This window comes from Peptoniphilaceae bacterium AMB_02, from assembly GCA_036321625.1.
Lineage (GTDB): Bacteria > Bacillota > Clostridia > Tissierellales > Peptoniphilaceae > Microaceticoccus > Microaceticoccus formicicus.
Window position 1 is genome coordinate 2,336,917 of record CP143259.1, and the last position, 12,949, is coordinate 2,349,865.

At 34.5% G+C, this 12,949-nt stretch carries 19 protein-coding genes; 5 read left to right on the top strand and 14 right to left on the bottom strand.

From position 1 onward, the window contains the following. Positions 1-28: 28 nt before the first annotated feature. The 3 genes from VZL98_11070 to VZL98_11080 are packed head-to-tail and all read left to right on the top strand — an operon-like array spanning position 29 to position 1,608. On the top strand, positions 29-301 hold the full coding sequence (locus VZL98_11070; protein ID WVH63218.1) for a biotin/lipoyl-binding protein: 273 nt from the start codon (positions 29-31) through the stop codon (positions 299-301). Next, positions 291-395: a biotin/lipoyl-containing protein gene (locus VZL98_11075; GenBank protein WVH63219.1), complete on the top strand. Its 105-nt coding sequence runs from the start codon at positions 291-293 to the stop codon at positions 393-395. The genes VZL98_11070 and VZL98_11075 overlap by 11 nt, the downstream gene beginning before the upstream one ends. Before the next feature lie 16 nt (positions 396-411). Then, positions 412-1,608, top strand: a complete 1,197-nt coding sequence (locus tag VZL98_11080) for a sodium ion-translocating decarboxylase subunit beta (protein WVH63220.1) — start codon at positions 412-414, stop codon at positions 1,606-1,608. A 498-nt stretch (positions 1,609-2,106) separates the two neighbouring features. On the opposite strand, the gene VZL98_11085 is transcribed toward VZL98_11080, so the two are convergent. The 5 genes from VZL98_11085 to VZL98_11105 are packed head-to-tail and all read right to left on the bottom strand — an operon-like array spanning position 2,107 to position 4,109. Further along, positions 2,107-2,559: a hypothetical protein gene (locus tag VZL98_11085; protein ID WVH63221.1), complete on the bottom strand. Its 453-nt coding sequence runs from the start codon at positions 2,557-2,559 to the stop codon at positions 2,107-2,109. An 8-nt stretch (positions 2,560-2,567) separates the two neighbouring features. Next, entirely contained in the window at positions 2,568-3,125 is a 558-nt protein-coding gene (locus tag VZL98_11090) for a GNAT family N-acetyltransferase (protein WVH63222.1), read from the bottom strand. Positions 3,126-3,137: 12 nt separating this feature from the next. Continuing rightward, positions 3,138-3,422 (bottom strand): hypothetical protein, encoded by a 285-nt coding sequence (locus tag VZL98_11095; GenBank protein WVH63223.1) that lies wholly within the window; start codon positions 3,420-3,422, stop codon positions 3,138-3,140. Between the two features lies 1 nt (position 3,423). Beyond that, the gene (locus VZL98_11100; GenBank protein ID WVH63224.1) at positions 3,424-3,630 is read right to left on the bottom strand and encodes a helix-turn-helix transcriptional regulator; all 207 of its coding nucleotides are present in this window, start codon (positions 3,628-3,630) and stop codon (positions 3,424-3,426) included. Between the two features lie 8 nt (positions 3,631-3,638). Next, positions 3,639-4,109, bottom strand: a complete 471-nt coding sequence (locus VZL98_11105) for a DUF2975 domain-containing protein (protein WVH63225.1) — start codon at positions 4,107-4,109, stop codon at positions 3,639-3,641. Positions 4,110-4,257: 148 nt separating this feature from the next. On the opposite strand from VZL98_11105, the gene VZL98_11110 reads away from it, so the two are divergent. Beyond that, on the top strand, positions 4,258-4,929 hold the full coding sequence (locus VZL98_11110) for a PAS domain-containing protein (protein WVH63226.1): 672 nt from the start codon (positions 4,258-4,260) through the stop codon (positions 4,927-4,929). 59 nt (positions 4,930-4,988) lie between these two features. After that, positions 4,989-5,348 (top strand): protease complex subunit PrcB family protein, encoded by a 360-nt coding sequence (locus VZL98_11115; GenBank protein ID WVH63227.1) that lies wholly within the window; start codon positions 4,989-4,991, stop codon positions 5,346-5,348. 119 nt (positions 5,349-5,467) lie between these two features. On the opposite strand, the gene VZL98_11120 is transcribed toward VZL98_11115, so the two are convergent. From VZL98_11120 to VZL98_11160, 9 genes are all read right to left on the bottom strand, one after another. Next, complete coding sequence (locus VZL98_11120) at positions 5,468-5,965, bottom strand: dihydrofolate reductase (protein ID WVH63228.1); 498 nt, start codon at positions 5,963-5,965, stop codon at positions 5,468-5,470. Continuing rightward, a complete protein-coding gene (locus VZL98_11125; GenBank protein WVH63229.1) occupies positions 5,962-6,534 on the bottom strand; it encodes a hypothetical protein in 573 nt (190 codons plus the stop codon). The genes VZL98_11120 and VZL98_11125 overlap by 4 nt, the downstream gene beginning before the upstream one ends. Positions 6,535-6,632: 98 nt before the next feature. Continuing rightward, on the bottom strand, positions 6,633-7,475 hold the full coding sequence (lipA, locus tag VZL98_11130; GenBank protein ID WVH63230.1) for a lipoyl synthase: 843 nt from the start codon (positions 7,473-7,475) through the stop codon (positions 6,633-6,635). Beyond that, complete coding sequence (locus VZL98_11135) at positions 7,476-8,471, bottom strand: lipoate--protein ligase (protein WVH63231.1); 996 nt, start codon at positions 8,469-8,471, stop codon at positions 7,476-7,478. Beyond that, positions 8,452-9,174: a gamma-glutamyl-gamma-aminobutyrate hydrolase family protein gene (locus VZL98_11140; protein ID WVH63232.1), complete on the bottom strand. Its 723-nt coding sequence runs from the start codon at positions 9,172-9,174 to the stop codon at positions 8,452-8,454. Before VZL98_11140 ends, VZL98_11135 begins: the two co-directional genes overlap by 20 nt. Further along, a complete protein-coding gene (locus VZL98_11145) occupies positions 9,175-9,903 on the bottom strand; it encodes a gamma-glutamyl-gamma-aminobutyrate hydrolase family protein (protein WVH63233.1) in 729 nt (242 codons plus the stop codon). 136 nt (positions 9,904-10,039) lie between these two features. Beyond that, positions 10,040-10,693 (bottom strand): hypothetical protein, encoded by a 654-nt coding sequence (locus VZL98_11150; protein WVH63234.1) that lies wholly within the window; start codon positions 10,691-10,693, stop codon positions 10,040-10,042. Continuing rightward, a complete protein-coding gene (gene yfcE / locus VZL98_11155; GenBank protein ID WVH63235.1) occupies positions 10,686-11,252 on the bottom strand; it encodes a phosphodiesterase in 567 nt (188 codons plus the stop codon). Before yfcE ends, VZL98_11150 begins: the two co-directional genes overlap by 8 nt. 126 nt (positions 11,253-11,378) lie before the next feature. Next, positions 11,379-12,842, bottom strand: a complete 1,464-nt coding sequence (locus VZL98_11160) for an IS1182 family transposase (protein ID WVH63236.1) — start codon at positions 12,840-12,842, stop codon at positions 11,379-11,381. Positions 12,843-12,949 lie beyond the last annotated feature (107 nt).

Here is a 12,949-nt window from a genome sequence, read left to right on the forward strand (position 1 = left end):
TTTTAACATATTATACTAGGAGGATATAATGAGGAGATTTTTAATTAATGTAAACGGAAAATCATATGAAGTAGAGGTAGAAGAATTGGGAGGTGCTCCATCAATGCCTCAACAGCAGATTGTGCAGCCGATTCCTCAACCGGTTCAGCCGGTTGTGAAAACACAAGCTGTAAACACGATGGGTGAAGAGGTCACCGCTCCTATGCCGGGTGTAATATTAAAACTCAATGTCAAGGAAGGTGACAGTGTAAACTCAGGTGATACTTTACTGATTCTTGGAAGCTATGAAGATGGAAAATGAGATAGTTTCACCTATAGATGGAAAAGTCATCCAAGTACTTACATCAGAAGGAGCTAATGTCAATACTTCAGATAAGCTGTTAATAATCGGATGATATAAAGGAGGATATTATGCTTTTAAATGTATTTTCAAATTTCTTGTCCCAAACCGGTTTTGCGATTATAGATATTGGACAGGTAATTATGCTTCTAATCTCCTTTATACTACTATACTTAGCCATTGCAAAGGGTTTTGAACCACTTTTATTAATACCTATTGCTTTTGGAATGTTACTTGCAAACTTACCCGGTGCTGATATTATGAAAGAACCGGTAGTTGAAATTATCAAAGATCCTATAACCGGAGAATTGGTATCTAAGACAAAAGAGGTAGGGGGATTACTTTATTACCTTTATCAAGGTGTTAAACTTGGAATATATCCACCTCTAATCTTTTTGGGTGTAGGTGCAATGACTGATTTTGGTCCATTGATAGCAAATCCTAAGAGTATACTGCTAGGTGCAGCTGCTCAATTCGGAATATTTGCAACTTTTCTAGGCGCAATAGCAATGGACGCATCCGGACTCGTACCCTTTACAGCTCAAGAAGCTGCATCCATAGGAATCATTGGGGGTGCAGACGGACCTACAGCTCTATACTTAACATCAAAATTAGCACCACATCTTCTAGGACCGATTGCCGTAGCTGCATATTCCTACATGGCACTTGTTCCGATAATCCAGCCTCCAATAATGAAGGCTCTGACTACCAAAGAAGAGAGAGCAATTGTAATGAAACAGCTACGACCTGTTTCAAAATTAGAACGAATTTTATTTCCAATACTAGTAACTTTAGCAGTAGCCTTAATTCTGCCATCAGCTACCACACTAATAGGAATGCTGATGTTGGGAAATCTGTTTAGAGAAGCGCTCATTGTTGAAAGACTTTCACTTACTGCACAAAATGAACTTATCAATATAGTAACCATTTTCTTGGGTGTCACCGTAGGAGCCACTGCAAATGCCGCGACTTTCTTTACCATAAAAACACTCAGTATTATAGGACTCGGATTAATTGCATTTTCTATAGGGACTGCATCGGGTGTTCTATTCGGTAAATTAATGTCTAAGCTCTCAGGAGGAAAGATAAACCCACTTATCGGAGCAGCAGGCGTCTCAGCAGTGCCAATGGCTGCAAGAGTTGCCCAAAAAGTTGGTCAAGAGGAAAATCCAAGAAACTTCTTACTTATGCATGCCATGGGTCCAAATGTAGCAGGAGTTATCGGCTCAGCAATTGCAGCGGGAATGTTACTAAACTTTTTTAGTTAGCCGGCAAAAAAGAGAAGCCTCACGAAACGTTAAGATAAAAACGGTTTTACAAAATCATCTCATTTTGTAAAACCGTTTTTTACTTCCATTACTGTTTAATATATTAAATGGGGTCAGGCTTCATTTAGTTGTTTTTTATCTTTGATATACACTGCGCTGCATATTATATCGATGATTATTATATATTACTCTATTACTCATTCTTTCAATTATTAGTTCCTCTCTTTATTAAATACTTTTATCCTACTAAACCTTACAAAACCGCTGCCACTCCGCCAACACTCTTGTATTCTCAATTTTCCATACTTTTAAGAGCATGGTAAAAGGTTGTAAAAAAGAAGCATCGCGTCGAATGCTTCTTTTTTGTATTAATATTTTTTGTTTCTGATTCGTACCTAGATCTATATTTCTTACCTTAGCTAGAATATTTGATTAAGTAGAGCATAGGATTTTTATACATAAAAAGTTGTTTTATGAAGCCTGACCCCGTTTAATATATTATATTCTTGAGTCGATTAGAAAGTATTTGTTTGCGGTTTCATCGTAAATTATTAGGAGTGTATCGTCTAATACTTTGATTTCTTTGTATTTTAAGGGATGGTCTATTTCTATTTGGGTTGCTTTTTCTTTTTCAAAGTAATTGTTACATCCACGAATCAGTGCTATTTGTTCTTGGCTAAATTCTTGTTTCATTTTGTTTTTGTCGAGTATGGTATTTTCCATGTTTGAGTTTGTAGTTAGTACATAGAATCTTATTCCGTCTCCGAAGAAACTTGGTTCGGGTAGGTGTTTTTCTTGAAGTGAAACACTTTTAGGTATGTGTATTCTGTATTTTTCTTCCAAGTCCGTGAATTTTCCCATTAGCCCACCCATTTCTATGAATATCCATAAAAATATCAGACAGATTATGAATACGATGGTAAATCCTTTGGATTTAAATATTTTTTTCATAATTTCCTCTATAACTTTTTGTAATCTTCTTTTACAAGTCCATAGACTACTAAATCGGATAGTCCTATATTTGACATGTCTCCTTGTTTTAGAACTCCTTCTTTTATCAGTCCGGATTTTTGCATGACTCTTCCCGATGCGGGATTGTGTATGGAGTGCTTAGATTCTACTCTATTTACATCCACTTCTTCAAAAAAGAATTCTAAAACCCTCTCAAGGGCTTCGGTCATATACCCATGATTCCAGTAAAGATCGCTTAAGCAGTATCCAATTGTTACGGAAGATATACTTTCATTTGAGTCAACCACTGATATGACTCCAATATTTTCGTTGTTTTCTTTTAGTATTATTGCCCATTGATAAAAGTCTTTTCTTCTATATTCCCTCTGCCATAAAGTGATTATCTCTTTAGTTTCTAATTCTGATGGATGAGGTTTCCATGTAAGATAGGTGGTTACAGTTTCTAAAGATGCCCAATTCTCATACATATGTTTTGAGTCTTCAAGTTCAAATCGTCTAAATAATAGTCTTTCAGATTCCAGGTTAACCGTTCCTTTATGATTCATATTCTTTCTCCTCTATTCAGAAATTGCGGCTCTAAATACCCTTTCACCATTTCCGTCTATAATTATTATATTCATATTTTTCTTAAGTTTCTCCACAATATTATCAGTTTTACAAAAATCATCTACAAAGACTTTATAATACCCTTCAGTCATACTGATTATTTCTTTATCTCTGCCTGAAAATACTGATGTACCTATAAGTAGTGATTTAACATCCTCATTTAAAGGTAGATTATTCCATTTTATTTTTTTATTTATCAATTGTTTTATATCTTTAGTTTTTAATTGTTCTAACATTTTAATCCTCCACGTATTCAAGAATGTCGCCAGGTTGACAGTTAAGTGCTTTGCAAATCCCGTCAAGCGTGGTAAATCTTATGGCTTTTGCTTTTTCATTTTTGAGAATACTTATATTTGCCATAGTTATTCCAACGGTTTCCGACAATTCAGTAACCGACATCTTCCTCTTTGCCAACATTACATCTAAATTAACTCTAATAGCCATATCCCACCTCAAATCGTAAGTTCATTTTCAGTTTTATAGTTTATTGCTATGAGTAACAGTTTCTTTAAAACCGATGCAAAAAGTGCAATAGCTATCATTGCGAGTCCTGCAATTATCAATGTCAGATAGGCTGCACTGAATGGAACTCTAAGTATTAAGAGTATGAATACAGATATTGTATACATCACAAAAATCGATGCTGTACAGTATTTTATTCTATCCAGTGACAGTGCCGAGGACTCACTAAACACTTCCTTGGCTTCAGCCATTTTAAGTAGTTTCCATGTTTCAAGTATCGCTATATATAACGGAATTAAGGATATATAAACGACAATTAATCCAGGATATCTAAGTTTAGCAAATTCACTATATGTATTTGCCATGTTTTCTGCCATCTGAGGCATGATAAAAACTGCTATTGCAGTAATTATTAGTACCAAGACTACGATTATAATTTTAAGAATGTTTTCGGTCTTCATATATCCACCTCCTGTGATATATTGATTATAGCATATTATTTATCGTTTATCAATAAATACTATGCTATAAAGAAAAGCCTTTTGTCCTTTTATTGCCATTCGTTGATATTTATCCTATAATAGAATAAAGTTCATCGAGGAGGCAAATATGGCAAATACAATTTCAAGTTATTTTAAATTGGTCGAGTTTCTAGGAATTACTCTCGGTCCCGATTATGAAGTTGTTTTATATGACTTGCATAATATCGACAAAGGAATAGTGGCGATTGCCAATGGTCATGTGAGTGGTAGAAGTTTAGGATCTCCTCTATCTGTAAAGCACCTGGATGCATTAGAGCGTCAAGATTTGCAATCGATAGACTATGACACTAATTACAATGCTCTTGCAGGAAATAACAAATTGCTTAGATCTTCTACGCTATATATCAAAGACGATGGCAAGATTATAGGCTTATTATGCATTAATTTTGACGACAGTAAGTACAAGGATATAAGCCGTACAATTATGGAATTATGTCATCCTAATGAGCTTATTACTAAAAATGCTTTTGAATCCATAGATGAAATCGAACTGTCTTATGAATCCGACTCACTGGGTATGACAGTCGATGATATTGCCATGTCGGCGATTAAGAAGGTTATGGGAAATCTGCAAATCGGAGAAAAGTTAACTAAAAAAGATAGAATGTCAGTCGTTGCTGCAATGCATGAGAAGGGAATCTTCAATCTAAAGGGTAGTGTCAGCCTGGTAGCTAAGGAATTGTCCTGTTCTGAAGCTACGATTTACAGATATATTCAAAATCTTGATACAACTATATAGTTTTTGCTTTTTAGGGTATATATAGACTAGAGAAATAACTATTAGAAAAGGAGAATAATATGAACTTTAATGTAATCCACACCATGCCTGAGGAAATGGAGGATATGTATCCGCTTCTTCAAGATAAGAAGGGATACTATATTATGCTGCTGGATAAGGTCTATATTTTTATTGGAGCAGGTATCAAGCCCAAGGAAGGATATCAAATAGCGGTTTCGAAGGTTGTGCTTGAAAATAATTCATTACTAGTAGATGTAACTGAAACAGCACCTGAAGGTGGTAAATTATATAAACCAAACCCTTCGTACCCTTATACTGTACTTGCTTTCGATGTTTCAAAATCTGATTTTGCAGATATTAGATCCACCATTGTTAGAAATACAAAAACCTTAAAGACATACGACTTAATAACCATCTAGGTTATTATTAAACTTAGCTTCGATACTTATCAAGTTTTACTAATGTTTTATCAAAAAAACAAAAAGAGCAGATAAGGTAATTATCCTATAGCTGCTCTTTTTAGTTTTAAATGTTAAATTTATTTACAATATTCGCAGTATTTATAGACAAGGTCTCCTTCTGCTTTTTCTTCCCCTACTTCCACTTCTCTCCAACCCGGTAGCTCGTCTAGATTAGGAATGCAAGTATCCCAATCTTCATAACACTTCGCAACCTTTGTGATATGAGCTCTACGGCATCTACCAATCATTTGTTGAACAAGCTCTCCTCCACCTATTAAAAATACTTCTTTCTCGCCATTTGGATTGAGTTCTTCAAGTTTCTCATCTAATTCGTCTATGGAGTTTACTACTATAATTCCATCTCTTTTATAATCAGGATTACGGGTAACCACTATATTGGTTCGCCCCGGAAGCGGTTTTTGATCAGGCAATGATTCGAATGTCTTTCTTCCCATTATCAATATTCCGCCCATGGTTATTTTCTTAAATCTTTGAAGATCCTCGCTTATTTTAAAAAGCATGTCTCCGTCAACACCTATACTCCAGTTCTCGTCAATAGCAAAAATTAAATTCATTCGTCCTCCTTAATAATAAAACAGTCTCCACCTGAATTTTCTACAAGCTTATGAATTAATCTATTGGCGTTTTCCGTCCAATCAAATTCTCCGTGCTCTATTCTTATCACTGTAAAACCTGCTAATGTTCCTTCAATATCTACTATCATATCCTTGAATGCTCTTTGTAATGCCATTACGGTACTTATATTCTTTTTATTAATGGCTCTAATCCAATAGTGAATCGGATATCCCATTTTTAAATCCGGAGGATAATTTTCAAGAGTAAGCTTTCTAAACTGAGTGAAAGCGTCATTGTCATCGTAGATAAAGAACAACTTTAAGTCCTCATTTACAGCTGTTATTTCGGCTTCTTCTCTTAGTTCGTTTAGTTCTTCAAGTTCATAGGGTTCATCCAGCGCTTTTAGTGCATTACTATAGTATTTGATATGCTTGATTTCTTTAATATAGTCTCTAAGTCTTACATTAAATTCTACATCGCTTTTAAAATATACGCGAACTGCATCTAAGAATGCTTTCTTTTGAATTTTTTCACTTTCTGTCTCAAAAAAACCGCTATTATTTATCATCTTCATCACCCCAAAATCTATCATCCATTTATCGTATAAAGTGATTATATCACAATGCAGTGGATAAAACTATTGTAGTTCAAATATTAATCCATGAATTATTCATTTAGTGCTTCAGCATGGTATGAACTTCTAACGAAAGGAGATGAATCAACTCTTTTAAAACCAAGCTCAAGTCCTATTCTTTTGTATTCTTTAAATGTATCGGGATGAATATATTCAGCAACATCGATATGTTTAGTCGAAGGCTGTAGATACTGACCTATAGTAAGCATGTCGCAGTCGACTTCTCTAAGTTTCTTCATAAGACTTACAACCATTTCAAAAGTTTCTCCAAGTCCTACCATCATCCCGGATTTGGTTACAAATCCTCTTTTTTTAGCATAATCAAGCACTTTGATTGAGTTTTCAAATTTACACTGAGGACATATTTCTTCAAATAGTTCAGGCACAGTTTCCACATTATGATTTAACACATCGGGTTTACTGTCTAAAACTATATCCAACAACTCTTTACGTGCATGAAAGTCCGGAATTAACAATTCCACCGTCGTCCCCGGGTTTAATTCTTTTACAAGTTTACATGTTTCAGCAAAATGATTAGCTCCTTCATCATCTAAGTCATCTCTGTCCACTGATGTGATAACCGCATGTCTAAGTCCAAGTTCTTGAACGGCCAGCGCTAAATTTCTTGGCTCTTCAGGATCCAACGGTAATGGTTTTTTAGTAGTTACATTACAGAATTTGCAGTTTCTGGTACAGTTTCTACCCATTATCATAAATGTAGCAGTACCTCTTTCAAAACATTCCATTTTGTTTGGACAATTTGCTTCAGAGCAAACTGTATTCAGATGCATGTTTTCAAGCACCTTTTCAACTGCTTGTGAGTTTTTGCTGCCTTGTATTTTCAATCTAATCCAGTCAGGTTTTTTAAGTCTCATTTAAGCTCCTTTATACATTCTCATTAGGTCGGATATCAGAAGTTCGTTATTCATACCATTGATATAATTATCTACATTTAGATCGCAGATAACATCTTCCAATACCGCTGTATTCAAATCATTTCCTATAAGTCTTTCTCTTAGATTTTCTGTCTCTAAATCCGAAAAAAAGTCACCATAAAATCCGATATCTATTATCTTTCCATCTACAACTCTAAGTTTATAATCCACAAGTCCGAACGGATATTTTATACTCATCTCTATTGAGTCGGCATATCTCTTGCCAAGATTCCACTTCGGATCTCTAAAACGTTGAATATACGGCTCTGCTTTTTTCAGAATTTCCTCATCCACTTCATCTCTTTCTTTTATGCCGTAAAACTCCATAACATAATCGGATAAATAGTTCATGAATCTTACAACATCGTAGCCTGGCAGATATTCACGAATAGTTCCAACTCTTGAAAATACTGATTTTACAGCCTTATTCGTAAATTTTATCGGTCTGGAATTGATTGCACCTTTGAGCATATCCATATTTACGTCGAAGAGTATGGTCCCGTGGTGAATGATTCTATTTTTATACTTATATTGTGCATTTCCCGAGATTTTTTTACCGTCTATCAGGATATCATTCCTACCTGTAAATTCCGCATTTAATCCAAGGTTTTTTAGTGCAGAGACCACCGGTCCCGAAAACAGTTCAAAACTATTACCACATGTCTCCGAGTTGATTTCAGTAATAAGAGTGTACTGCATATTACCTAAATCGCAAAATACGGTTCCTCCTCCTGAAAGCCTTCTGACTATATCTATATCATTAGACTCTACATACTCAAAGTTGAGTTCAGCAAATGCATCTTGGTTCTTTCCAAGTAATAAACTCGGTCTATTCCTCCAAAGCATAAAAAACGAACCGTCAGTATCTTTTAGGAGATGCTCCTCTATAGCATGATTCACTGCCGGGTCTATATTGTTATTTCTTAGAAACTTCATCTTCTACCCTCTTTACAAAATAATTAAATAATCCTTGATTTAATTCAGAATGGTGTAAAAACTCAGGATGAAACTGAATACCCATAAATAAATGGTCATCTTTTGTTTCTACAGCCTCAATAATACCGTCTTTACTTCTTGCAACTACTTTAAAACCTTCAGCCAAATCTTTAATGGCTTGATGATGAAAACTGTTCACTATGGCTGTATCACCATAAAATTCATGTAAATACGAATCTTTTTCTATCTCTATTGTATGAAAATTTTCCTGAAAATCATCTATTTTAGGACTGTGAACGAGCACATCTTTAAGTTGTGAGTATATATCTTGATATAGTGTTCCTCCGAATACTACATTCGTAAGCTGCAAACCTCTACAAACTGCAAGCATGGGCAACTTTCTCTCAAATGCACCTTTGATTATTTTTAACTCAGTTGCATCCCTTTCAAAATGTATGGTCCCAAGCTCTCTAATAGGCTCTTCTTTATAGTAAAACGGAGTGACATCCTCTCCTCCGATCATGACTATGGCATCGACAAAATCAAGAAATCTTTCAGTCATCTCGTTATTGTTTAGAACTGGATATACTACCGGTATTGCACCGGCTCTTTCCAAACCTAGCGAAAATAGATAATTGAGTTCATTTGATTTTCTTCCATTTCTGATAGAATCCCAACTTATTATTCCTATCTTTTTCTTCATTTATAAATCAATGCTCCTTATAAAGTCTTTAAATAGTTTCTTGAATTCATTTCCATGATTTGCATCTACAGTCAAACGCTCAGGATGAAACTGAAATCCAATGTAGTATGGATAATCCTCCATTTCAGCTACTTCTATTATTCCGTCCCGGCTCCAAGCGACCGGTTTTAAGCCTTTGCCAAGTTCTTTGATTGCCTGATGGTGAATTGAATTTACTACCATCTCTTCCTTATTCATTAGGGAATAGAACTTACTGTCTTTGTCAATTTTTATAAAATGATAGACTTCATCAGGACCATCGGCTTTGACAGTGTCTCTATGATGCACTACATCCTCATATCCACTCATCTTAAGGTCTTGATGCAGACTTCCTCCAAGGGCAATATTCGTAAGTTGTAAGCCTCTACAAACGGCAAGTATAGGAATTTTTCTTTTGAGCGCAGCCTTTAGAAGCATCATTTCGGAAGCATCTCGTTCAGGCTGATAGGTGGTAACCATTACAGGATCTTCATCATAATAGAAAGGAGATATATCCACACCTCCGGCTAAAATAATGGCATCGAGTTCTGCTACTATTTCCTCCGCATTTTCAAGATTTTCATATACGGGCAGCATAATAGGCAAGGCTCCCGCTTCGCTAATCGATTTTATATATCCGTCATCCAAACGCATGATCGGAGCTACTTTAGTTTTTAATAAACTTGTTGATATTCCAACAACTTTTAACATCATTATTCTCCTGTAAAAATATTCTCATACTTAAAATTATAGTATATGTATCTTTGTTTGTACAGTGCATAGGATTTCGTTGTTTACTTCAATATAAACAAAAAAGAAAAAGCAACTCGACTTTTTCTTTTTTATTCTAGTTATTTGCCTTTAGAGCTTTAAGAGTATCTTTAAAGGTTTCATGTTTAACCGTTTTAGGATCAAATTTTAGCAAATCAAAAACAGTTTGTATTACAAAGCCCGCAACAAAAGCGGATAAGACAGTACCTACGCCTACGGGACCGCCAAGGATGTAACCCAATATCGTTACCAATATTTCAATACCGGCTCTACAAACTCCGATTGGTAGTCCAGTCAATCTATTCATACCGACCATCGCAGAGTCTCTAGGGCCTGCACTGAATCCCGATTTAATGTAGTAATACGAAGCCAGCGCTATTATAATGAAACCTATAAAGAAAAATATCAATCTCAAAATATAATTTTCTGGTTTTGGAATTATATTTATATACCTGATTATATCTATAAAGATGCCGACCAAAAGTATATTTAAGGCCGTACCTACCCCTATACTTTCACCCATTAAATGATCGAAAAACAAAACCACCAAACCGACGACAATTGAAGCCGCGCCAAAAGAAAGGATGGTAACATTGGCCACTCCTTGATGAAATACCTCCCAAGGTGCATATCCTATTTCGGCATTTAATGTAAATACTATCCCCAATGCATAAAGAAACAAACCAAATAATAGACTGATAAATCTATTTCTGTATTCTATTTTATTCAATTTCTTCTGAGTCATCTTTAATGCTAACCGTCTTTATTATCTCTCTATCTTCCATATTGATTAGAGAAATTTCACCGTTTTCATATATTGCCAGAGATCTCTTTATGTCCTTAGGAAAACACACAGATCCGGGATTACATACCAATATACCTCCGGAATGTTCCAGTTTTTTAACATGAGTATGACCATAGAAAAGTACATCAGCTTTTTGATCCAGTGCCTTTCTTATCATGTCCTCTTCTGTTCCGACATGACCATGAACTAAATAAAATCTGTATCCGTCGACATCTATGATTCTTTCTTTTTCTCTAAGGTTTTGTCCGATTACCATCTCGTCTACTTCCGAGTCACAATTACCTTTTATATAAATAAATTTGTCTGATTTAGATAATCCATCAGCTATCGTCTTAGGATCATAACTCTCAGGTAAGCCATTTCTTGGACCATGGTATAGTACATCTCCTAAGTGCAATATCTTATCACAATCCTCGAGTATAACCATAGCTTCACTAAAGTCGTTTAAACTTCCATGTGTATCACTAATAATCCCAATTTTCATAAAATCAACCTCCTTTATTCATTATATCATTAGTATTCATTTTCAGAAAGATGTCATTTTTTTTAGTTTGACTTTATCTGTGAGTTTTTAATATTTCGTATGAAGATAAAAAAAGCCGAAACCGGCTCAGACTGAAGACAAACCCTGATTAAAAATCAGGGTTTGCTCTATTTTGACAAATCTATTAGCAAAGTTCAATATTTTTCTTAAAACACCATTATTTTTGGGTGGCTTTTTATCTCTTTTACTTAAGATTATTGCTAACTTTTTCATATTTAGGGTCGCAAAAGTAAGTGCTGCTTTCATATCCATTTTCTTTATACCTACCATATTGGTATATCTAAATCCATGATATTCCTTTGCACTCCCAAATTGCCTTTCTATTGTTTCTTTTCTCTTTTTATACTCTGCTTTCCCTTTATATGTATACCGGTATTCTTCTGAGATATCAAGATAATCTTGCCAGATATGTCTAGTTATTATCTTTTGGTGTTTTTTACTACTTGTACACCTTCCTAGGTACCCACAGTTTACACAGATCTTTGGGTTGCTCTTGTACTGCCTATATCCTTCTCTATTTGTGGTTGAGTATCCTAATACTTCATTTGCTGGACAAAGGTAACAGTTGTAGTATTCGTCATACACAAAATCTCTTTTGTAGAATGGGTTTTCTAGTTTTGGTTTTGTTTTTTGCCTTGTGTATGGAAATACTGGAAATACTCCATCATCAAACAGTTCTTTCGCTATTGCCGGGAATTTGTAGCCTGCATCCATAACTAGTTTTTTAGGGTTCAATCGTTTTAACTTTTCATCAAAGAAATCTTTAAATGTTGTTCCATCGTGTAAGTTTCCAGGATATGATTTAAAACCTAATATCCATCCATTTTTATCACATGATGTCTGTACGCTGTATGCAAATACTTCTTTATGTTCACCTTTATGGAATAGTCCTGCTTCAGGATCTGTTGTGCTTTTTGTTACTTCTTTTAGTTCTTCATCTTTATCTTTAGGATCAAATGGCTTTTTATCATGTTTTTTTCTATCTTCGTTTATTTCTTTTTCTAACTTTTTTTGATAGTATTTTACCTCTTTTTTCACTTTTACTTTAACAACCTTATACCTATTGGCATGTGCTTTAACATGTGTTGAGTCAACAAATTGGATATTTGTATCAACTAAGCCTTCTTCAATGGCTTGTAGTAGTATGTTTTGAAAAATATCTTCAAATATGTTTGTATCTTTAAATCTTCTTCTGTAGTTTTGACTAAAAGTTGTGAAATGAGGTATTTTATCGTAAAAATCAAAACCTAAAAACCATCTGTAAGCAAGATTTACTTCAATATCTTTAATTGTTTGTCTCATGCTTTTTATGTTGAAAAGGTATTGGATTAAGGTAATCTTAAGCAAAACAACGGGATCTATACTAGGTCGTCCGTTATCAAGACAGTACAAATCTTCAACTAATTCATATATGAAATCAAATTTAATGTATTTATCTATTTTTCTAAGTATATGATCTTCGGGAACCATTTGATCTATTGAAATCATTTGAACTTGATCAACTTTGTTTTTAGAATTTTTAAATAGCATATTAACACCTCTCTCTTAGTGTTATATATACCCAAAACGGCTTAAATTACACATAATATGGCATTTTTAGAACAAAAAAAGCACAGCTAGAAATTTTTTCTAGCTAT